Below are 21,861 nucleotides of genomic sequence, written 5' to 3'. Positions count from 1 at the left end.
TCCCGGCATGCAGCCCGAGACCGCCGAGAACCTCGTGCGCGACCACACCATCTACGCCTGTGTCATGGGTTCGCGGGCCTTCGGCCTGGCGACGGACACCAGCGACACGGACCGGCGGGGCGTCTTCCTCGCCCCCGCTCCCCTGTTCTGGCGGTTCGAGAAGCCGCCGACGCACGTGGAGGGGCCGGGCGAGGAGCGCTTCTCCTGGGAGCTGGAGCGGTTCTGCGAGCTGGCACTGCGCGGCAATCCGAACATCCTGGAGTGTCTGCACTCGCCGCTCGTGGAACACGTCGACGACACCGGCCGCGAACTGCTGGGCCTGCGCGACGCGTTCCTCTCCCGGCAGACGTACGACACGTTCACGCGCTACGCCCTCGGCCAGCGCCGCAAGCTCGACGCCGATGTCCGCACGACCGGCGCCCCGCGCTGGAAGCACGCCATGCACCTGCTCCGCCTGCTGATGAGCGCCCGGGATCTGCTGCGCACCGGCGAGCTGCGGATCGACGTCGGCGATCAGCGGGAGCCGCTGCTGGCGGTGAAGCGGGGCGAGGTGCCCTGGGCGGAGGTGGAGGCCCGGATGGTCCGGCTGGCCGCCGAGACCGAGCAGGCCCTGGGCGGCAGCCCGCTTCCCCCGGAGCCGGACCACGCGCGTGTGGCCGACTTCCTCTTCCGCACGCGCCGCGCCTCAGCCCTGCGGGCCTGCCAGCCGGACGCGGACCACGAGGTCGTGCAGGGCGTCGTACGCACTCGGGGTATCGGGCAGGGCTGAGGCGGCCTGCGCCTTGTCGAGCACGGCGTGCAGCCGCTCCACGTCGGCCTCCACGCGCGCGTGGTCGACGTCGGCGCCGCCGTGCTCCCGCGCGGACTTGGCGGCGATCAGCTCGGGCAGGTAGCCGGGCGCGTCCACCTGCTCCAGGAGGGTGGGCAGATGGGCCTGCACCTCGCCGCCGCGCATCAGGTGGACGCCGGTGAGCAGCACCCTGAACGTGTAGAGCAGCGGCTTGAGTTCGCCCGTCTTCTCGAACAGCCGCCACTGGGTGACCGCGAACCCCCGGTAGTGGTGGGCGTGGTGGCTGGTGAGCACGCCCGGGGCGAGCCCGGTCAGCTCGCGGTGTACGTCCCCGGTGTGCACGACCAGCGGCGAGAGCAGCTGCTCCAGCACATAGCCGTTGCGCCGGAGCATCAGCCGTACGAACTTGCGCAGGTCGTGGGTGACGAGGTCCATCTCGACGTCGTAGCGCACCCACGCGCGCGAGCGTGTCTCCTCCGGCTCGTGGAGTCCGACCAGGTCGGCCGCGGGCAGCAGGTGGACGCCGCGCAGGTCCAGGTCGGAGTCCTGGGACGGGAAGCCGTACAGGTGCGCTCCGGAGACGGTCGCGAACAGCACGGGGTGGGGCTGCTCGTCGATCACGGGCGCGAGGTCCATGCCGAGGTCGTCGATCATGGGCCTAAGCGTCCCAGAGCGCTCCCAGCGCCAACAGGTCGCCCCGGTACTCGATCCGCTCGGTCCAGGCGGCGGGCCAGGCGTCCGCGCCCAGCCAGGCACCCGCGAAGGCGCCGGTGAGGCAGGCGATCGAGTCGGAGTCGCCGGCGGTGCAGGCGGCCCGGCGCAGGGCGGTGACGGGCTCGTCGGGGAAGAGCAGGAAGCAGAGCAGTCCGGTGGCGAGGGCCTCTTCGGCGATCCAGCCCTCGCCGGTGGCCAGGCACGGGTCGGTCTCCGGGGAGACGGTGCGCACGGCCTCCTGGAGCCGGGCGAGGATCGCCAGGCACTCGTCCCAGCCGCGCGCGATGAAGTGCTCGGGGCTGGGGTCCTGGGAGCGGGTCCACAGGTCGCCGAGCCAGGTGTGGTCGTAGCGGGTGCGGTTCTCGAGCGCGTAGGACCGCAGCTGTCCGACGAGGCCCGCCGGGTCGGTGCCCTGGGCGAGCAGCCGGACGGCGTGGGCGGTGAGGTCGGAGGCGGCCAGTGCGGTGGGGTGGCCGTGGGTGAGCGCGGACTGCAACTGGGCGGCGCCGGCGCGCTGTTCGTCGCTCAGGCCGGGGGCGAGTCCGACGGGGGCGACGCGCATGTTGGCGCCGCAGCCCTTGGAGCCGATCTGGCTGGCGTCCTGCCAGGCCCGGCCGTCCTCCTTGAGGAGATGGCAGGCCTTCAGGCAGGTGTTGCCGGGGGCGCGGTTGTTGTCCGGCGACTGGTACCAGTCCACGAACTCCTCGCGCAGCGACCGCTCCAGCCGCTTGGGCGCGAGGTACCCGCGCTCCATGGCCGTACGGAGCCCGCGTCCGAGGGCGAGGGTCATCTGCGTGTCGTCGGAGACGAGGGCCCGCTGGGGCAGCTCCATCTCCCGCCAGGGCCCGAACTTGGCGAGGATCGAGGGCACGTCGTTGAACTCGGTCGGGAAGCCGAGGGCGTCACCGAGGGCGAGTCCGAGCAGGGAACCGGTGGCGGCGTGCTTGCTCGCCTGGAGGGTGGTCATGCGGGGCGTCCTTCCCGGGACGGTCGGAGCAGGGGCGGGTGCAGGGCGGTGGCGGTGCCTGCCCGGTAGAGGGCGGCCGGTTTGCCACGGCCTCCGGTCAGCCGGGCGGCGCCGGGGACGGGTTCGACGAAGCCGGGCGTGCCGAGCACCTTGCGGCGGAAGTTGGGCCGGTCCAGGGGCGTGCCCCAGACCGCCTCGTAGACCTGCTGCAGCTCGCCGAGGGTGAACTCGGGCGGGCAGAAGGCGGTGGCGGCGCGGGTGTTCTCCAGCTCGGCGCCGACGCGTTCGCGGGCGTCGGCGAGGATCCGGTCGTGGTCGAAGGCGAGCGGCGGGACCGCGTCGTACGGCAGCCAGCGGGCCTGGGCCGCGTCGCCGCCGCCGCGCGGTTCGGGGGGCTCGGGCAGGAGCGCGGTGAACGCCACCGACACGACGCGCATCCGGGGGTCGCGGCCGGGATCGCTGTAGGTGCGCAGTTGCTCAAGGCGCAGCCCGGAGACGTCGTCGAGCCCGGTCTCCTCGGCGAGTTCGCGCCGGGCCGCCGTCTCGGCGGACTCCTCGGGCAGCAGGAAGCCGCCGGGCAGCGCCCAGTGCCCGGCGTGCGGCTCCTGCCCGCGCTCGACCAGCAGCACGCGCAGGGCGCCCTCGCGCAGGGTCAGGACGGCGAGGTCGACGGTGACGGCGAAGGGCTCGTACGCGTGCTTGTCGTAGCTCCGCACAGCACCCACCCCCCTTTCAATAGTCATGATGACTATAAAAGGGGGGTGCGGTGGCGCACAAGCCCTCGAAGGCCGCCTGGAGGCGCCGGGAGGGGCCTGGAGAGACCTTTAAGGGGCCTGAAGGGGCCTAGAGGTCGACCTCCTGCATGAGCATCCCGACCTCGGTGTTGGACAGGCGGCGCAGCCAGCCCGACTTCTGGTCGCCCAGAGTGATCGGCCCGAAGGACGTACGCACCAGCTTCTCGACCGGGAAGCCGGCCTCGGCCAGCATGCGGCGCACGATGTGCTTGCGGCCCTCGTGCAGGGTCACCTCGACCAGGTAGTTCTTGCCGGTCTGCTCGACGACCCGGAAGTGGTCCGCGCGCGCGTAGCCGTCCTCCAGCTGGATGCCGTCCTTAAGGCGCTTGCCGAGGTCGCGCGGGATCGGGCCGACGATGGCGGCGAGGTAGGTCTTCTTCACGCCGTACTTCGGGTGGGTCAGCCGGTGCGCCAGCTCGCCGTGGTTGGTGAGCAGGATGACGCCCTCGGTCTCCGTGTCGAGCCGGCCCACGTGGAACAGCCGGGTCTCGCGGTTGGTGACGTAGTCGCCGAGGCACTGGCGCCCCTCCGGGTCCTCCATGGTGGAGACGACACCGGCGGGCTTGTTGAGCGAGAAGAACTGGTACGACTGCGTGGCGACGGTGAGGCCGTCGACCTTGACCTCGTCCTTCTCCGGGTCGACGCGCTTGCCCTGCTCCAGGACGATCTCGCCGTTGACCTCGACGCGGGCCTGCTCGATCAGCTCCTCGCAGGCGCGCCGGGAGCCGTAGCCCGCGCGCGCGAGGACCTTCTGCAGCCGCTCGCCCTCCTGCTCGGCGCCGGGGAAGGTCTTGGGCGGCTTGACGTCCTTCTTGCCCGCGTACCGCTCGCGGTTGCGCTCCTCGGCACGCGCGTCGTACTCACGGGAACTCGCCGGAGCCGTACGGCCGCGCCCGGTGCCCTGGCCCTGCCGGGGTCCGCCCTTGGCGCCGCCGCGCGCCGAGGCACCACGGCCCGACTTCGGGCCGTCCTGGGTAGCACCCGGGCCTACGTCGTAACGCCGCTCCTCCGGACGCGGCTTCTTCGGCCGGCCGGTGCCCTGCTTGTCATCGCGGGCATTGCCGGCGCCGCGGTAGTTACCGCGGCCACCGCTGCTCCCGCCGCGGCCGCCGCTGTTGCCACCACGGCTCCCGCCGTTGTTTCCGCTGCTGTTCCTGCCGCTGCTGCTTCGCATCAAAGTTCCGTCTTGTCGTCTGCGTCCTCGGAATCCGGAGCGTCCGGATCGAACGACGGTACGCCCTCCTGGGTCTCGGCCTCGATCGCCTCCGCCTCGGGGAGGAAGGGCGCGAGTTCCGGAAGCTCGTCCAGGCCGCGCAGGCCCATTCGCTCCAGGAAGTAGTTCGTCGTCCTGTACAGGATCGCACCTGTTTCGGGTTCCGTGCCCGCCTCCTCGACCAGACCGCGCTGCAGGAGGGTGCGCATCACACCGTCGCAGTTCACTCCGCGCACCACGGAGACGCGGCTGCGGCTGACCGGCTGGCGGTAGGCGACGACGGCGAGGGTCTCCAGCGCCGCCTGGGTGAGGCGGGCCGTCTGGCCGTCCAGCACGAGCCGCTCGACGGCGGGCGCGAACTCCGCGCGGCTGTAGAAACGCCAGCCGCCCGCGACGAACCGCAGCTCGAAGCCGCGGCCCTGCACGGTGTAGTCGTCGGCCAGCTCCCGCAGCGCGTCGCCGATCTGCCGTCTGGGCCGCTCCAGGATCTTCGCCAGGTGCTCCTCCGTCGCGGGCTCGTCCACGACCATGAGGACCGCCTCCAGGGCGGGCCTGAGATCGAGATCGGCGACGGAACGGGGTCCCGCCGGACGCTCCGCGGTGTCCTCGCTCATACCTTCTTCCCCTCCTTGGGCACCTCGGGCGGCCGGTCGAACTCGTCGGTGACCCTCGGCGCCGTGTCCGCGTCGCCGCCGGTCCAGCGCACGATCAGGTCCCCGAGGGCGGTCTCCTGGTCCAGGGCGACGGCCTTCTCGCGGTACAGCTCCAGCAGCGCGAGGAAGCGGGCGACGACGGTCAGGGTGTCGTCGGTGTCTTCCACCAGCGCGCGGAAGCTGGCCTCGCCGAGTTCCTTCAGCCGCGCGACGACGATCCCGGCCTGCTCCTGCACGCTGACCAGCGGGGCGTGGATGTGGTCCACGTACACCTGCGGCCTGGCCCTGGGCTGCATCGCCTTGACCGCCAGCCTGGCGAACCCCTCGGGTCCGATGCTGATGACGACCTCGGGCAGCAGCTCGGCGTGGTGGGGTTCCAGGCCGACGGTACGGGGGTATCGGCGGGCCTCGTCGTCCAGGCGCTCGTTGAAGATGTCGGCGATCCGCTTGTACGCGCGGTACTGGAGCAGCCGCGCGAACAGCAGGTCCCGGGCCTCCAGCAGCGCCAGGTCCGCCTCGTCCTCCACCTCGGCGGTGGGCAGCAGCCGGGCCGCCTTCAGATCCAGCAGCGTGGCCGCCACGACCAGGAACTCGGTCGTCTGGTCCAGGTCCCAGTCCGGCCCCATGGCCCGGATGTACGCCATGAACTCATCGGTGACCTTGGACAGCGCGACCTCGGTCACGTCCAGCTTGTGCTTGGAGATGAGCTGAAGGAGCAGATCGAAGGGCCCCTCGAAATTGGCGAGACGAACCTTGAACACACCATCACGGGACTCCCCGACCTCATGATCTCCGGGGACTCCGGGCGCGGGGGTTCCGGGCGCGGGAGCTTGGGGTACGGAGGCTTGGGGCGCAGAGGCTTTCGGCGCGGGAGCTTGGGGCACGGAGGCTTCGAGTGTGGAGGCTTGGGGCGTTCCGGGCCCGGCGGCCGACAGCACTTCGGATTCCGCGCCCGAAGGCTTTTCGGACTCGGCGACCGAAAGTTCGCCGGGGATGGCAGCCGCAGGCTCGTCGGATGCGGCAGCCACAGGCCGATCGGACGCAACAGTCGCAGGATCCTCAGATGCGGCGACCGCAGGCTCGTCGCAGACGGCAGTCGCAGGCGCGTCGGATGCGGCAGCCGCAAGCGCTTCGAATGCAGCAGCCCCAGGCTCGTCGGACGCGACAGCCCCAGGCACCTCGGACGCGGCGACCGCAGGCTCGTCGAGTGCGGTGACCGCAAGCGCTTCGAGGGCAGCAGCAGCCCCAGGCTCCTCGGGTGTGGTGACCCCAGGCCCTTCAGGTCCGACGGCCAGAGGCCCGTCGGGCGCGCTAGCCGCAGGCTCCTCGGATACAGCGACCGCAGGCCCTTCGGGTGCGGCAGCCAACGGCTCCCCGGATGCGGTGGCCCCACGCCCTTCGGATGCGCCGACCGCACGCTCGTCAAGAACGCCAGCCGCAAGTTCGTCGGGGACGGCGGCAGACGCAGACTCGTCAGGGACGGCAGCTCCGGGTGCCTCGTCAGGCTCGCCGTCATCGTGCCCACCGGGCTCCCCAGGAGCCACGGCGTCGACCGCGGACCGCGCCGCCACAGAACCCTCTGCCCCGGACCACTCCGCCACGGAATCCTCCGCCGCCGGCCGGTTCGCCGCGGAATCCTCCGCTGCCGACCGCTCCCTCGCAAGGTGGCTTCCCTCCTGGGAAGGGGGAGGCGGGGGTGCGGTCCCGGGGCCTCGCCCCAGGACTCGGCGGCGTCCGGCGGAGCCGGATTCGTTCGAGGTCATGGCCGTGGCAGGCTATCGCCTGACGCGCGCGGGGCGGGCTATCGACCCCGCAGCCGCCGGACCAGGATGCTCGCTTCCCCGCGGGACTCCAGGTCGGCCAGGACCACGGCGACCGCCTCACGGACGATGCGGCCCCGGTCGACGGCGAGTCCGTGCTCGCCCCGCAGGACGAGGCGCGCGTGTTCGAGGTCCATGAGTTCCTCGGCCGAGACGTACACGGTGATCTTCTCGTCGTGGCGCTCGCGCCCGCTGGGCCGCCGGTTGGCCGCCCGCCCGCGCTTGCGGGGCTGCGCGGCAGCCGCGTCGGCGGAGGCGGCGGAAGAATCGTCCTGCGGCGCCTGCCGCCGGGCCGGCCGCGTGCGGGACTCGCCGGGCTCGGCCCCTTCCGCCTCGACCGCCGCCACGTGCTCGGCGCCCTGGCCGTCGCCGCCCTGCACGGGCACCGACTGCGGCGCGTCCTGCGCGGCAGCGGCAGCGGCAGGCGCGGCTGCGGACGCCGGGTCGCTCTCCCCCGCGGGGGCAGGCACCCGGGCCTCACCACCCGCCGGGCGCCGCGGAGTCGACGGCTGGAGCGCCGTCCCCCCTGTCGTACGGAAGAGTTCGTCGGCCCCGGGCAGACTCACTCGGCGTGACACCGGGCGAGCACCTCCCTGGCGAGCTGACGATAGGCGGCGGCACCGACGGAGTTGGAGGCGTAGGTGGTGATCGGCTCACCGGCGACCGTGGTCTCCGGGAAGCGGACCGTGCGCCCGATGACCGTGTGGTAGACGTGGTCGTCGAACGCCTCGACGACACGCGCGAGCACCTCACGGCTGTGCACGGTGCGCGAGTCGTACATCGTGGCGAGGATGCCGTCCAGTTCCAGGTCGGGGTTGAGCCGCTCCTGGACCTTCTCGATCGTCTCGGTCAGCAGGGCCACACCGCGCAGCGCGAAGAACTCGCACTCCAGCGGCACGATCACCTTGTGAGCCGCCGTCAGGGCGTTGACGGTGAGCAGGCCGAGCGAGGGCTGACAGTCGATCACGATGTAGTCGTAGTCGGACATCAGCGGCTTCAGGGCGCGCTGCAGCGTCGACTCGCGGGCCACCTCGGAGACCAGCTGGACCTCGGCGGCCGACAGGTCGATGTTGGAGGGCAGCAGGTCCATGTTGGGGACCGCCGTCTTCAGCAGGACCTCGTCCGCGGACATGCCCCGCTCCATGAGCAGGTTGTAGACCGTCAGGTCGAGTTCCATCGGGTTGACGCCGAGCCCCACCGACAGCGCGCCCTGCGGGTCGAAGTCCACGAGCAGCACACGCCGGCCGTACTCCGCGAGCGCGGCACCCAGGTTGATGGTCGACGTCGTCTTGCCCACGCCGCCCTTCTGGTTGCACATCGCGATGATCTTCGCGGGGCCGTGGTCCGTCAGCGGGCCCGGGATCGGGAAGTACGGCAGCGGGCGTCCGGTCGGACCGATGCGCTCGCGGCGCTGGCGGGCCGCGTCGGGCGCGAGCGTGGCCGCGTACTCAGGATCGGGCTCGTACTCGGCGTCGGGGTCGTAGAAGTGCCCCTCGGGCAGTTCGTCGTAGTCGGCGAACCGGCTGTGGGGCGCGCCACTTCCGTCGCCGGCCATGGCGTTCACGTGATGGCCATCCATGCTCTGGTGTGCTGTCCGGGTCGCCTGCGGACCCGGACTCTGGTGGGCTGCGAAGGTGCGCACTGCGACGGAGCCGACAGCCTCGAATCCCGCGGGGCCCTGGCCCCGTGCCGGCATTCCTGGTTGACCACCCCCGGGAGAAAATGTCGACTCATTCACAAGTCGTCTTACCTCCTTGGTGACCAGGAAACTTCTAGACAAGGTCAGCGTGGCACCATGCCGACGGTTGGCGACTCTATGGCGTGTCGGCGGTCCGCAGCAACACAATCCGCCGGACCCGGCTGGATGTGTCGGCAATGAAACATCCTGCTGTCAAGGGCGTACGGCCGTCGCACGGCAGGTTTCACCGGTGTACGAATCGGTCGAAGAGTTACGTTCGAGGCGAGTTGACCGAGTGCCGCAAAGTGACCATACACACATCCGGCCGGACCTTGTCGGGCAAGGTCCGGCCGGGTGCGCGGTGTTGACGACCTGTGTTGACGAATCGCCTTTTACCTGATGGTGACTTAGTGACTCACCGGGTCAGGGACGTCAGCCGAGGACGGCCTCAAGGTCGAGGTGGTCCAGGCCGTGGGCCTCGGCGACCTCCTTGTAAACGACCTTGCCGTCATGGGTGTTCAGACCCTTGGCGAGCGCGGCGTCACGGCGCAGCGCCTCAACCCAGCCGTTGTTGGCCAGGGAGACGATGTACGGCAGCGTGGCGTTGGTGAGGGCGTTGGTGGAGGTGTTCGGCACGCCGCCCGGCATGTTGGCCACGCAGTAGAAGACCGAGTTGTGGACCTTGAAGGTCGGCTCGGCGTGCGTGGTGGGACGGGAGTCCTCGAAGCAGCCGCCCTGGTCGATCGCGATGTCGACAAGGACACTTCCGGGCTTCATGCGGGACACGAGCTCGTTGGTGACCAGCTTCGGGGCCTTGGCGCCCGGGATCAGGACCGCGCCGATGACCAGGTCGGCGTCCAGGACGGCCTTCTCCAGCTCGAAGGCGTTGGACATGACGGCCTTGACCTTCGTACCGAAGATCTTGTCGGCCTCGCGCAGCTTGTTGATGTCGCGGTCCAGCAGGGTGACCTCGAAGCCCATGCCGATGGCGATCTGGGTGGCGTTCCAGCCGGAGACGCCACCGCCGATGACGACGGCCTTGGCCGGGGTCACACCGGGGACGCCGCCGGGCAGCACACCGCGGCCGCCGACCGGGGCCATCAGGTGGTAGGCGCCGACCTGCGGGGCCAGGCGGCCCGCGACCTCGGACATCGGGGCGAGCAGCGGCAGCGCGCGGTTGGGCAGCTCGACCGTCTCGTAGGCGATCGCCGTGGTGCCGGACTCCAGCAGGGCGTCCGTGCACTCCTTGGACGCGGCCAGGTGCAGGTAGGTGAAGAGGATCTGGTCCTTGCGGAGGCGGTGGTACTCCTCCGCGATGGGCTCCTTGACCTTCAGCAGCAGGTCAGCGGTGGCCCACACCTCGTCGGCCGTGTCGAGGATCGCGGCGCCGGCGGCGGCGTACTCCGCGTCGGTGATCGAGGAGCCGACACCGGCGCCCCGCTCGACGACGACCTGGTGGCCGTTGCGCACCAGCTCGTGCACACCGGCGGGGGTGATGGCCACCCGGAACTCGTTGTTCTTGACCTCGCGGGGGATGCCGACCTTCACGTGGATCACGGTCCTTGGCTCAGAGGGGGGTTCTTACAAGACATACCCAGGCATACCGCGGCACACCGGGAGACACCGCAGGAGAACGTGCGGCAGAGCCAGTTTAATGAAGGTGTTCCGCGTGTCTAGCCTTTCATTGCATCAATCTTCATCAGATGTACTACGGATTTCGCAGGCTTCAGCGGCCGGCTCCTGGCTTTCCTCACCGTCCTGGGCCTCCTCACCCAGCATGCGCTCCGCCGCCGCGCGGTGCAGGTGCGCGGCCGCGGGGTCACCGAGCCGGTCCAGCGTGTCGGCCAGCCGGAGCTGCAGCGCGGCCTGGAGCCGGGCGTCCTCGGCGCGCCTCGCCCACTCCACCGCCTCCCGGCAGGTCCGCAGCGACTCCTCGGGCCGCCCCGCGTACTCCTGGACCCGGGCCAGCTCGCTCAACGCCCGCGCATGGGCCGCGACATCGCCGTCCTTGCGGTATCCGGCGACGGCGGCCCGCCAGCCGCGCAGCGACTCCCCGTAGCGGCCCGCGTAGGTGTGGGCGGTGGCGATCCGGCCGTACAGCCGGGCGGCCTCCGTGCGCTCGTCCCGGGCCAGCCGCTCGGCGAGCGCCCGGCCGAACCAGTCGGCGGCCCGGTCGTAGTCGCCCAGCTCCTGGTACGCGCCGCCTACGGATTCCATCGCGCGGCCGGTCGCGTACGGGTCGTTCGCCTCGCGTCCGGCGTCCAGAGCGGCCCGGTAGCGGGCCAGGGCGTCCCGGGTACGGCCGGTCCGGGCGTCCAGATCTCCCAGGTTCAGCAGCGCCGCGGCCTTCTCCCGGGGCAGTCCGCGCCGCTCGGCCACGTCCAGGACGAGGCCGTGGACGCCGTACAGATCGGGTGCGGACGCCTGGGTGCCGAAGTGCGCCACCATGGCCCGCACCAGCTGGGACATCAGCCGGCGCGCGAGGGTGTCCAGCTCCCCGTCCGCCACCGCGAGCCGGGCGGCGGCCAGCAGGGCGGGCCGTCTGACCCGCAGCCACTCGGCGGCTGCCTCGGCGGTCGCGAAGCGCAGCGCCGAGGGCATGGTCTGCAGCTTCTCCCGGGCCTGCGGGCTGTCCGGCTCGGTGATCGCCCGGCAGGACTGCAGCAGCCGCACGTCCCGCTCCAGCAGCCGGGCGCGGGCCAGCTGCAGCTCCGCCGGGCGGTCCTGGGCCTCGGCGAGAGCGCGCAGCAGGGGGTGCAGACAGCCGGGGACGTCGTACTCGGGCAGCGGGGAGTCCACGGCCCGCAGCAGGCCGAGGGCGGCCAGCTCGCCCAGCGTGGTGCGGGCCCGGCTCACCGTGCAGCCGGCCAGCGCCGAGGCGGTGTGCGGGTCGACGGTCCCGGCCGGGGCCTGGGAGAGCAGTCGCAGTATCCGGGCGGCCTGACCGGGCAGCTGGTCGTGGACGAGGCGCAGGACGCGGGCCAACGGAGTGCCGTCGGCGCCGACGGCACCGTCGGGGGCGTAGGTGTGCAGCCGTTTGGCCAGGTCGGAGACGGCCGCCTGGGGCCGGGCGGCGAGCCAGCCGCCGGCCAGCGTGAGCACCGCGGGCTGGCCCTGGCAGGCCTCGGCCAGGCTCTCGGCGGAGCGCGGGTCGACGGTGATGCGGACCGAGCCCGTCCAGCGGGTGAGGAGTTCCACCGCCGACTTGGTGTCCAGGCCGCCGAGGGTGCAGGGGCGGACGTCGGAGATGCCGGTGAGCGGGCCGCCGGAGACGGCGACGACCAGGCAGTCCGGGGTGTCAGGCAGCAGCGCGTCGACCTGTTCGGCGCCGGGTGCGTCGTCCAGCAGGAGCAGCATCCGCCGCTCGGCGAGGGCGGCGCGCAGCGCCTCGGTCAGGTCGTCCTCGGCGGCGCCCGCGGGTGCCTGTGCGCCCAGCGCGGTGAGCAGTTCGCGGGCGGTGCGCTCGATCGGTACGGGGGTGCCGTCGGGCTCGCTGAGCCGGGCGCGCAGCACGCCGTCGGGGTAACGCTGTGCGACCTGCCGGACGAGTTCCTCGGCGAGGGCGCTGCGGCCGGAACCGGGCCGGCCCGCGATGAGGAGCACGCGCGCGCGGGGGGCCTTGCGGCCGGAGATGGTGTCCAGGCCCGCGCGCTCGATGTCGGCGCGCAGTTCCTTCAACTCCCGTGTACGACCGAGGAACTGGTCCTCCGTGGCCTGCGGTGCCGACAACCGCACGTCGCCTGTGTCCACCGCCTGATCCGTCACGGGCCACACTCCCGTCCCACCGCACGCGCAAGCCCGCCGGGACTCCGATACGGGCATTTCCAGAGCCTAGTTCACGCTCTGCGACGTTCCCGGCGGAGCGAGGCGGGCACGGCGGGTACATCCCCCGATCGGATCAGGCGATCGTCACACGAATGCTTCGGGGCGTGCGTTCAGGGTGCTTCGGGGCATGGGTTCAGGAAGCTTCGGGCGGCGAGTTCAGGACACCGCTTCGGGCGGTGGGTTCAGGACACCGCTTCGGGCGGTGGGTTCAGGACGTGAAGGGCCGTGCGGGCCACGGCGCGTCGGCCGGGCGCAGGGCCTGGAGGCCGTCCCCGCCACGGGCCGCGACCAGGGAGAGGACGCCCACGACGAGGCAGTTGTTGTGCACGTCACCGGCGAGCGCCCGGCGCACCAGCTCGTCGACCGGCACGCGCGCGTACTGCATGTCGGCCTCCTCGTCCTCGACCTCGAACCGCTGCCCCTCGGCCTCGGACAGATCGCGGGCGAGGAAGATCCGTACGGCCTCGTCGCAGCCGCCGGGGGTGGTGTAGACGTCGGTCAGCACCCGCCAGTCCTCGGCCTTGACGTGCGCCTCCTCGTACAGCTCGCGCTGGGCGGCGTGCAGCGGGTTCTCGCCGGGCACGTCCAGCAGGCCGGCCGGGATCTCCCAGAGCTTGTGCCGCACCGGGTGGCGGTACTGGTTGATGAGCAGGACCCGGTCCTCCTCGTCCAGGGCGAGGACGGCGACCGAGCCGGGGTGGACCTGGTAATCACGGCGGGCGACCGAGCCGTCGGGCATGACCACGTCGTCCGTGCGCACGGAGGTCTTGTTGCCCACGAAGGGGGTCTCCGTCGCCCGGATCTCCCACTCTTCCCGGGTGTCCCTGATCGTCATGCCCTGTCCTTCCCCACGTGCGCGAGTGGCCGGGGCGCGATCGTTTTGAACTCGCGCGCCCCGGCCACCGTACAACCCTTGTGCTACTTCGAGATCTTCCGCTCGACCGCCGCCTTCACCAGGCCGGCGAAGAGCGGGTGCGGCCGGGTCGGGCGCGAGCGCAGCTCGGGGTGGGCCTGCGTCGCGACGAGGTAAGGGTGCACGTCACGCGGGTACTCCACGTACTCGACGAGCTTGCCGTCGGGCGACGTGCCGGAGAACAGGATGCCCGCCTGCTTCTCCAGCTCCGCGCGGTAGGCGTTGTTCACCTCGTAGCGGTGACGGTGGCGCTCCTCGACGTACTCCTTGCCGTCGTACACCTCGCGCACGATCGAGCCCTCGGCCAGCTTCGCCGGGTACATGCCGAGCCGCATGGTGCCGCCCATGTCACCCTCACCGGCGACGATGTCCATCTGCTCGGCCATGGTGGAGATGACCGGGTGGGCGGTGGCCGGGTCGAACTCGGTGGAGTTGGCGTCCGGGATGCCGAGCAGGTTGCGCGCGGCCTCGATCACGGTGCACTGCAGGCCGAGGCAGAGGCCGAGCAGCGGGATCTTGTTCTCGCGGGCGAAGCGGATCGCGCCGACCTTGCCGAGCACACCGCGGTCGCCGAAGCCGCCGGGGATGCAGATGCCGTCGACGTCGGCGAGCTGGGCCTTGGCGCCGGCCGGGGTCTTGCAGTCGTCCGAGGTGACCCACTTGATCCGGACGCGGGCCTTGTTGGCGAAGCCGCCCGCGCGCAGCGCCTCGGTGACCGACAGGTAGGCGTCGGGCAGGTCGATGTACTTGCCGACCAGGGCGAGGGTGATCTCGTGGTCGGGGTTGTGGACGCGGTCCAGCAGGTCGTCCCAGGTCGTCCAGTCCACGTCCCGGAAGGGCAGGTCCAGCTTGCGCACGACGTAGGCGTCGAGGCCCTCGGTGTGCACGACCTTCGGGATGTCGTAGATCGAGCGGGCGTCCGGGCAGGCCACGACCGCGGCCTCGTCCACGTCGCACATCAGCGAGATCTTGCGCTTGATGGCGGTGGGGACCTCGCGGTCGCAGCGCAGCACGATCGCGTCCGGCTGGATACCGATGTTGCGCAGTGCGGCGACGGAGTGCTGGGTCGGCTTGGTCTTCAGCTCGCCGGAGGGGCCGATGTAGGGCAGCAGCGAGATGTGCACGACGAAGACGTTGTCCCGGCCGACCTCGTGGCGGACCTGGCGGACGGTCTCCAGGAACGGCAGCGACTCGATGTCGCCGACCGTGCCGCCGACCTCGGTGATGACGACGTCCACCTCTTCGGTGGCCATGCGCCGGATGCGGTGCTTGATCTCGTTGGTGATGTGCGGGATGACCTGGACCGTGTCGCCCAGGTACTCGCCGCGCCGCTCCTTGGCGATCACCGTCGAGTACACCTGGCCGGTGGTGACGTTGGCGGAGCCGTCGAGGTCGCGGTCGAGGAAGCGCTCGTAGTGGCCGATGTCGAGGTCGGTCTCGGCGCCGTCGTTGGTGACGAACACCTCACCGTGCTGGAAGGGGTTCATCGTGCCCGGGTCCACGTTCAGGTACGGGTCGAGCTTCTGCATCACGACGCGCAGGCCACGGGCCTTGAGCAGCATGCCCAGGCTGGAGGCGGTGAGGCCCTTGCCGAGCGAGGAGGCGACACCCCCGGTGACGAAGATGTGCTTGGTCGTCGTAGATTTCGGCGGCATGGCCAAGAGGGTGCTCCCGTGGTCGCGATCTGTCGTGCGGAACGGCTGCGGGCTCGCGGGAACCGTGTGGTTCTTCGCGGAGGCGCCGTCGCTGCGGTTCGGGGGTTTCGGGCCCACCGGTCCACGGGCTACCAGGGTATCAGCGCCCGAGCCGGATGGCTTCCGGCCACGCTCCGCGCATGCTCCGCCACGGACACGGACGGGGTGTCACCCCACCCGCTTGCACGAGTCACACCGGTCACATGGTTTCACCCGTTGCTCACCCGTTCGGCCCATAGAGCTTGCCCTGAGGGGCACCCAGACCAGCTACGTGCGTCGTATCCTGCTCGGACATTCGCTGCCGGGCCCGGCCGGAAACGACGGCACACCCCCGCCCGTTCCACCCGGAACCAACGAGAGCACGGCAGCCGGTTGGGCAAGGACCTCCGTGTCGCCTCAGGGCTCGGCGGGCTGCTTTGCTCCACCGCTCAACGACGCACAACAACGACCCTTGACCGCACTAGCGACAACCCCCCACGCGTGGGGGTGACGTGGCCGTTCGACTGGAGTTGCACGTGGCCGGGCGCATCGAAGACTACGCACTCATCGGAGACATGCAGACCGCGGCACTGGTCTGCCGGGACGGCACGGTGGACTGGCTGTGCCTGCCCCGCTTCGACTCGCACGCCGTCTTCGCCGGCCTGCTGGGCACCGAGGAACACGGTTTCTGGCGGCTCGGGCCGGCGCACGCCGCCGACTCCCCGCCACCCACGGCCGCCCGGCGGACCTATCGCGGAGACTCGCTGATCCTGGAGTCCGAGTGGGACACCCCGCGCGGCACCGTGCGCGTGACGGATTTCATGCCGCCGCGCGACGGCGCCCCGCAGGTGATCCGGATCGTGGAGGGCGTCACCGGCCGGGTGCCGATGCGCTCGGAGCTGCGGATGCGGTTCTCCTACGGCCGTGTGGTGCCGTGGGTGCACAAGCACGAGAACCGGACGGTGGCCGTCGCCGGTCCCGACTCCGTGTGGTTCGACACGGAGGCCGAGACCTACGGCAAGTCGCTGACCACGTACTCGGACTTCACGGTCGCCCCCGGTGACCGGATCGCGTTCACGATCTCGTGGCAGCCCTCGCACAAGCAGCCGCCGCCCCTGCCGGAGCCGGAGCAGTCGCTGGAGGCGACGGAGGAGTTCTGGCGCGAGTGGGTGGAGCAGTGCACCTACCACGGGCCCTACCGCGAGGCCGTGGTCCGCTCCCTGATCACGCTGAAGGCGCTGACGTACGCCCCCACCGGCGGCATCGTCGCGGCCCCCACCACCTCGCTCCCCGAGGACATCGGCGGCGTCCGCAACTGGGACTACCGCTACACCTGGCTGCGGGACGCGGCGATCACCCTGTCCTCGCTGCTGCGCACCGGCTACCGCGAGGAGGCCCGCGCCTGGCGCGAGTGGCTGCTGCGCGCGGTCGCGGGAGACCCGGAGAACCTGCAGATCATGTACGGCATCGCCGGCGAGCGCGAGCTGGGCGAGGCCGAGCTGGACTGGCTGCCGGGCTACGAGCACTCCGCCCCGGTCCGGGTCGGCAACGGCGCGGCCCACCAGCTCCAGCTGGACGTGTACGGCGAGGTCACCGAGGCCCTGCACCTGGCGCACATGACGGGCCTGGCCCGCAACGACTACGCCTCGCTGCTCCAGCTGAAGCTGATCCGCTACCTCGAGGACCACTGGCAGGAGCCGGATGAGGGCATCTGGGAGGTTCGCGGCCCGCGCCGGCACTTCGTGCACTCCAAGGTGATGGCCTGGGTGGCCGTGGACCGCACCATCAAGCTGATCGAGTCCGGTGACGCGGACGGCCCGCTGGAGCGCTGGAAGGAACTGCGCGACGACATCCACCGGGACGTCTGCGAGAAGGGCTACGACAAGGAGCGCAACACCTTCACGCAGTCCTACGGCTCCAAGGAGCTGGACGCCTCGCTGCTGCTGATCCCGCAGATGGGCTTCCTGCCGCCGGACGACAAGCGGGTGATCGGCACCATCGAGGCGATCCAGCGCGAGCTGTCCACCACGGACGGGTTCATCCTGCGCTACCCCACCGAGGGCCGGCACGAGGGCGTCGACGGACTGCCCGGCGACGAGGGCGCCTTCCTCGCCTGTTCGTTCTGGATGGCGGACGACCTGGCGATGATCGGCCGCGTGGACGAGGCCCGCAAGCTCTTCGAGAAGCTCCTCGCCCTGCGCAACGACCTCGGCCTGCTCGCCGAGGAGTGGGACCCGCGCCTGCAGCGCCAGGTCGGCAACTTCCCGCAGGCCTTCAGCCACGTTCCCCTGATCGACACGGCACTGCGGCTGACGGCGTCGGGGGCGTACGGGGGTTGACCGCGCCCGGGTGGCCGTGCCCAGGTGACCGCGCCCGGGTGACCATGCCCGGGTGGCCGTGCCCAGGTGGCCGTGCCCGCCTAGGCTGGAAGCGGATGGTTCCCCTCGGTTCGGGAGGGGGTGGCCATGGCTCCCCCGTCGAAGGCGCGCACGGCGCTGGCCGCGCTGCGCGAGGAACTCGCGGGCGAGGTGTTCGCCCCCGGGGACGGGGGCTACGACGACGCTCGGACGGTCTTCAACTCGATGATCGACCGCCGTCCGGCCGTGATCGCTCAGTGTGCGAACGTGACCGATGTCGTCCGGGCCGTGCGCTTCGCGCGCGATCTGGATCTGCCGGTCGCGGTGCGCGGCGGCGGGCACAGCGTGGCCGGGGCGGCTCTCGGTGACGGCGCGGTCGTGGTGGATCTGCGCCGTCTGCGCAAGGTGAGCGTCGACCCGGCGGCCGAGGCGGTCCGGGTCGAAGGCGGCGCCACCATCGGTGATCTGGACCGGGCCACCCAGCCGTACGGCCTCGCGACCACCGGGGGCCGTGTCTCCACCACCGGGGTCGGCGGCTTCGTCCTCGGCGGCGGCACCGGCTGGCTGGACCGTGCCTTCGGTCTCGCCGTGGACAACCTCATCGGGGTGGAACTGGTGACCGCCGACGCCGAGCGGGTGCGCGCGAGCGCCGACGACGACCCCGAGCTGTTCTGGGCCCTGCACGGCGGCGGCGGCAACTTCGGCATCGCCACCGCGCTCACCCTGGAGCTGCACGAGCTGCCGGTGTTCTGCGCCGCGCTGCTGATGTACCGGCCGCGGTTCGGCCCCGAGGCGGTCCGCACCTTCCGCGAGGTCGTCCTCGGCGGTCCGGACGAGGTGAGCGGCACTGTCCTGTACGTCACGGGGCCGCCGGAGGCGTTCGTTCCGCCGGAGCTGGCCGGCAGGCTGCTGTGCGGGCTGCTGCTCACCTACGCCGGCGCGGAGGAGGACCTGCGCACGCTCGCCGCGCCACTGCTGGCGCTGCCGCACGAGGTGGAGGTGGCCGGCGTCATGCCGTACGCCGACGTCCAGCGCATGTTCGAGCAGCCGGCCGGCCTGCGCAACCACTGGTCGGCGGAGTATCTCGGCGACCTGCCCGACGAGGCGGTGGACGTCTTCTGCGCCCTCGGGGACCGCATGCCGGTGCCGACCGGCACCAGGCACACACTGCTCCCGCAGGGCGGAGCGATCGCCGCAGGGCCGCACGAGTACCCGGTGCCGTACCGGGACGCGCCCTGGGCGGTGCACCCGTTCGGCATCTGGGCGGACCCGGCCGACGACGAGCGGTGCGTCGCCTGGGTACGGGAGGTGCGCGCGGCCATGCGGCCCTGGAGCACCGGGGACGTCTACCTGAACTTCATCGGCGACGAGGGCCCGGAGCGGGTCCGGGCAGGCCTGGGCGAGGGGAACACCCTGCGCCTGGCGAAGGTGAAGCGGCGCTACGACCCCGACAACGTCTTCCGCTTCAACCACAACATCAAGCCGCTGTAGTTTGGAACTGTCCTGCGGACGTTTGCGCAGGTAGCGTCCGCTGCATGGACAGCGGTACGGACAGCAGACTCGCCACGCAGGGCGCCGGGATCACCGTTCAGCGAGCCCTGGAGCTGCCGGGGCTGCGCAGCGGGCTCCCGGAGATCCTGGCGGGCGCCGACCGGCTGGGGCGCACCGTGCGCTGGGTGCACGCGGGCGAGGTGCCGAACATCGCCTCGCTGCTCAAGGGCGGCGAGCTGCTGCTCACCACGGGCTACGGCCTCGGCACCCGTCCCGCCGAGCAGCGGGCGTTCGTGCGCACGCTCGCCGAGCGGGGCATCGCCGCGCTGGTCGTGGAGCTGGGCCCGCGTTTCACCCGGCTGCCCGCGGCCCTGGTGGACACTGCCCGCAGCGCCGGGCTACCGCTGGTCCAGCTGCACCGCGAGGTGCCGTTCGTGGCCGTCACCGAGGAGATCCACACCGAGATCGTCAACGGGCACTACGCGCTGCTCCAGCGGGCGGAGGAGGTGCACCGGCGGTGTACCGAGGCGCTGCTGGGCGGGGGCGGGGTGCCGCAGGTGCTGGGCATCCTGGCCGACTTCAGCGACAACCCGGTGTTCCTGGAGACGGCCGACGGCCGGCTGCTGTACGCCGCCGGGTCCGGCCCCGAGGGCGCCGATCCGCTGCAGGTGTGGGAGGGGCTGCGGGGCCCGCACAAGGACGTGCCGCCGCCCGCCGGTTCGGTGCTCGTGGACGTGCCCGGCGGCGGCCCCGGGGCGGGACCGGGTGCGGTGCGGGCCCGCCTCGTGCTGCTGCCGGTGCGCGCGCCGCTGGCCCCGGTGCACCGGATCGCCGCCGAGCGGGCCGCCGGGATCCTGGCGGTGGTGCTGATGCAGGCCCGGCAGGAGGAGGAGCTGGCGGCGCGCGGCCGGGGCGACTTCCTCACCGATCTCGCCGAGGGCCGCGTCAGCGCCGAGGACGCGCCCGCGCAGGCCCGGGTCCTGGGGTTCAAGCCCGGCAACAGCCCCCTGCTCCCGGTGGTGATGCGGGTCGGGGACGCCCTCTCCCCCGGCGGGGGCTGGGCGGTGCTGGCGCGGGCGGTCGCCGAGGAGCTGGCCTCGGTGGGGGTGCCGGTGCTGCTGGGTGTGCGGCCGGTCGAGGGCCGGGTGCCCGTACTGCTCGGGCTGCGCTCGGAGTCGGAGCGGGCGGCGGTCGCGGACCGGGTCGCGGCGGCGCTGCGCGCGGGCGTGGAGCGGGCCGGGATGCGGCGCCCGGGGACCCCGCCGCCGGTCGTGGTGGTCGGGGTGGCCGGCGGCTGGGCGGCCGCGTCGGCGGGCCTGCGGCACGCGGCGGAGACGGCGACGGCGGCGGAGGGCCTGACCGACCGCCCCTGGTACGACGCCCGCCGCCTGGACATCGACCTGCTGCTGTGGCGGCTGCGCGATCACCCGGACCTGGCGGCCTTCGTGGACCGCGCGATCGGCCCGCTGCGCGACCACGACCACCGCTCCAAGCCGCCGCTGCTGCCCACCCTGGAGACCTATCTCGCCCACGCGGGACGCAAGGCCGAGACCGCCCGCGAGCTGCACCTCAACCGCCAGACCCTCTACAACCGCCTCGCCCGCATCAGCGAGTTGCTGGGCACCGACCTCGACGACCCGCAGACGGTCCTGGCCCTGAGCCTCGCCCTGCGCGCCCGCCGCCACGTGGCCTAGCCCAGGGCTAGCCCGGCAGCCCGGCAGTCCAGTACTCCGGCGGCCGGGCCAGCGGTCAGGCCAGTGGTCTCGGCTGGGTCAGTTCGTCGTACACGCTCAGGACCTGGGCCACCGTCTCGTCCTCGGTGGGCCAGGTCGCGGCCTGCCGTTCGCCGAGTTCCTGGAGCAGCTCGCGCCGCTCCGGGTCGGCGATGAGCCGTACGACGGCGTCCGCGAGCGCCGGCGCGTCGCCGTACGGGACGAGTTCGGCCGCGTCGCCCACGAGGTCCGGGACGCCGCCGACGGCGGTCGCGACGAGCGGCACGCGTGCGTGCAGGGCTTCCTGGGCGAGCACGGAGCGGGACTCCCATTTGCTGGTCAGCAGCGCCAGGTCGGCGGCGGCGAGCAACTCCGGCACGTCGTCGCGGGTCCCGATGAGCCGGACCGGCAGCCGCTCGTCCTCGATCCGCCGCTGCAGCACGGGCCGCAGGGGCCCCTCCCCGGCGACGACGACCAGCGGCAGCGGGTCGAGGCGGCGCCAGGTCCGGGCCGCGTCCAGCAGGACCTCGTAGCCCCGGTGCCGGTCGAGGGAACCGACCGCGAGGAGCAACGGGCGCCCGGTGGCGCCGAGTTCGGCACGCAGCTTGGGACCCGGCCGCTCGGTGTCGTCGGTGTCGTCGGTGTTGACGGGAACGCGCCGCCCCGGCAGGGCGACGGCACCGAGCCGGGCGTCCCTGGCGCCGGTCCGGCGGGCCCGGTCCACCAGATCGGACGTGGTGCCGATCACCACCGCGGCCGCACGCACGACGCGCCGCTCCAGCAGCCGCAGCAGATGCGCCCGCGCGCCCTCGGCCTGCGCCCGGTTGTGCCAGGTGACGACGAGCGGGGTGCGCCGGCCGCCGAGCGCGAGGACGGTGCGGAAGGAGGCGTGCAGGCCGTGCGCGTGGACCAGGTCGGCGTCGGCGCAGGCCGCCCGGAGCGCGGCCACGGAGCCGGGGTCGCTGCTGCGCGGGACGGGCACGTGGTCGGCGCCGGTGCCGCTGAAGTCGTAGGCGTGGTCGGCCTCGGCGGGGGCGCACACGGTGACCCGCACGCCCCGGGCGACGAGTCCCTCGGCCAGGGAGCGCACATGCGCACTGCTTCCGGCGTCGCCCCCGCCCAGCACCTGCACGGTGCGCAGCGGCGACTGGCCGTGCGGTGCGTTGCTGCTCACGGGACTCACGGGGCTCACGGGGCCGGGGCTCCTGATGTCGGCGCGGGTCGGTCACGGGTCACGAGGGAACGTACAGACGGTAGCGGG

General features: G+C 72.2%; 17 protein-coding genes. 4 read left to right on the top strand and 13 right to left on the bottom strand.

All coding sequences use genetic code 11. From position 1 onward, the window contains the following. Positions 1-7 precede the first annotated feature (7 nt). The gene (locus ACGFYV_RS35040) at positions 8-769 is read left to right on the top strand and encodes a DNA polymerase beta superfamily protein (protein WP_393882577.1); all 762 of its coding nucleotides are present in this window, start codon (positions 8-10) and stop codon (positions 767-769) included. On the opposite strand, the gene ACGFYV_RS35035 is transcribed toward ACGFYV_RS35040, so the two are convergent. The 12 genes from ACGFYV_RS35035 to ACGFYV_RS34980 all read right to left on the bottom strand — a co-directional run bounded on the left by ACGFYV_RS35035 (position 686) and on the right by ACGFYV_RS34980 (position 15,022). Then, on the bottom strand, positions 686-1,444 hold the full coding sequence (locus ACGFYV_RS35035; protein WP_393882576.1) for a DNA polymerase beta superfamily protein: 759 nt from the start codon (positions 1,442-1,444) through the stop codon (positions 686-688). The two genes, ACGFYV_RS35040 and ACGFYV_RS35035, sit on opposite strands and share 84 nt — an antisense overlap. 4 nt (positions 1,445-1,448) lie before the next feature. Further along, positions 1,449-2,471 (bottom strand): ADP-ribosylglycohydrolase family protein, encoded by a 1,023-nt coding sequence (locus tag ACGFYV_RS35030; protein ID WP_393882575.1) that lies wholly within the window; start codon positions 2,469-2,471, stop codon positions 1,449-1,451. Continuing rightward, on the bottom strand, positions 2,468-3,214 hold the full coding sequence (locus ACGFYV_RS35025) for an NUDIX domain-containing protein (RefSeq protein WP_393882574.1): 747 nt from the start codon (positions 3,212-3,214) through the stop codon (positions 2,468-2,470). Before ACGFYV_RS35025 ends, ACGFYV_RS35030 begins: the two co-directional genes overlap by 4 nt. Positions 3,215-3,314: 100 nt before the next feature. Next, a complete protein-coding gene (locus tag ACGFYV_RS35020) occupies positions 3,315-4,439 on the bottom strand; it encodes a pseudouridine synthase (RefSeq protein ID WP_393882573.1) in 1,125 nt (374 codons plus the stop codon). Then, positions 4,439-5,092, bottom strand: a complete 654-nt coding sequence (scpB, locus tag ACGFYV_RS35015) for an SMC-Scp complex subunit ScpB (RefSeq protein WP_393882572.1) — start codon at positions 5,090-5,092, stop codon at positions 4,439-4,441. Before scpB ends, ACGFYV_RS35020 begins: the two co-directional genes overlap by 1 nt. After that, the gene (locus tag ACGFYV_RS35010) at positions 5,089-6,159 is read right to left on the bottom strand and encodes a segregation/condensation protein A (protein ID WP_393882571.1); all 1,071 of its coding nucleotides are present in this window, start codon (positions 6,157-6,159) and stop codon (positions 5,089-5,091) included. Before ACGFYV_RS35010 ends, scpB begins: the two co-directional genes overlap by 4 nt. A gap of 773 nt (positions 6,160-6,932) precedes the next feature. Beyond that, positions 6,933-7,529: a hypothetical protein gene (locus ACGFYV_RS35005; protein WP_393882570.1), complete on the bottom strand. Its 597-nt coding sequence runs from the start codon at positions 7,527-7,529 to the stop codon at positions 6,933-6,935. Further along, complete coding sequence (locus tag ACGFYV_RS35000) at positions 7,514-8,647, bottom strand: ParA family protein (RefSeq protein WP_393882569.1); 1,134 nt, start codon at positions 8,645-8,647, stop codon at positions 7,514-7,516. Before ACGFYV_RS35000 ends, ACGFYV_RS35005 begins: the two co-directional genes overlap by 16 nt. Before the next feature lie 414 nt (positions 8,648-9,061). Next, entirely contained in the window at positions 9,062-10,186 is a 1,125-nt protein-coding gene (gene ald, locus ACGFYV_RS34995) for an alanine dehydrogenase (protein WP_393882568.1), read from the bottom strand. A gap of 132 nt (positions 10,187-10,318) precedes the next feature. Further along, on the bottom strand, positions 10,319-12,394 hold the full coding sequence (locus ACGFYV_RS34990; RefSeq protein ID WP_393882567.1) for a tetratricopeptide repeat protein: 2,076 nt from the start codon (positions 12,392-12,394) through the stop codon (positions 10,319-10,321). A 268-nt stretch (positions 12,395-12,662) separates the two neighbouring features. After that, positions 12,663-13,289, bottom strand: a complete 627-nt coding sequence (locus ACGFYV_RS34985) for an NUDIX domain-containing protein (protein ID WP_393882566.1) — start codon at positions 13,287-13,289, stop codon at positions 12,663-12,665. A gap of 83 nt (positions 13,290-13,372) precedes the next feature. Beyond that, positions 13,373-15,022 carry a CTP synthase gene (locus ACGFYV_RS34980; RefSeq protein WP_393882565.1) on the bottom strand — a complete coding sequence of 550 codons (1,650 nt, stop codon included), beginning with the start codon at positions 15,020-15,022 and terminating at the stop codon, positions 13,373-13,375. A 554-nt stretch (positions 15,023-15,576) separates the two neighbouring features. Here ACGFYV_RS34980 and ACGFYV_RS34975 point away from each other — a divergent pair. From ACGFYV_RS34975 to ACGFYV_RS34965, 3 genes are all read left to right on the top strand, one after another. Then, entirely contained in the window at positions 15,577-17,379 is a 1,803-nt protein-coding gene (locus tag ACGFYV_RS34975) for a glycoside hydrolase family 15 protein (RefSeq protein ID WP_393882592.1), read from the top strand. Between the two features lie 126 nt (positions 17,380-17,505). Then, positions 17,506-18,888, top strand: a complete 1,383-nt coding sequence (locus tag ACGFYV_RS34970) for an FAD-binding oxidoreductase (RefSeq protein ID WP_393882564.1) — start codon at positions 17,506-17,508, stop codon at positions 18,886-18,888. 44 nt (positions 18,889-18,932) lie between these two features. After that, positions 18,933-20,582 carry a PucR family transcriptional regulator gene (locus tag ACGFYV_RS34965; RefSeq protein WP_393882563.1) on the top strand — a complete coding sequence of 550 codons (1,650 nt, stop codon included), beginning with the start codon at positions 18,933-18,935 and terminating at the stop codon, positions 20,580-20,582. 55 nt (positions 20,583-20,637) lie between these two features. On the opposite strand, the gene ACGFYV_RS34960 is transcribed toward ACGFYV_RS34965, so the two are convergent. Continuing rightward, positions 20,638-21,783: a glycosyltransferase family 4 protein gene (locus tag ACGFYV_RS34960; protein ID WP_393882591.1), complete on the bottom strand. Its 1,146-nt coding sequence runs from the start codon at positions 21,781-21,783 to the stop codon at positions 20,638-20,640. Positions 21,784-21,861 lie beyond the last annotated feature (78 nt).

Origin of the sequence: Streptomyces sp. NPDC048297, from assembly GCF_043201585.1 — a bacterium.
Lineage (GTDB): Bacteria > Actinomycetota > Actinomycetes > Streptomycetales > Streptomycetaceae > Streptomyces.
This window is presented reverse-complemented; position numbering and strand designations above follow the sequence as displayed.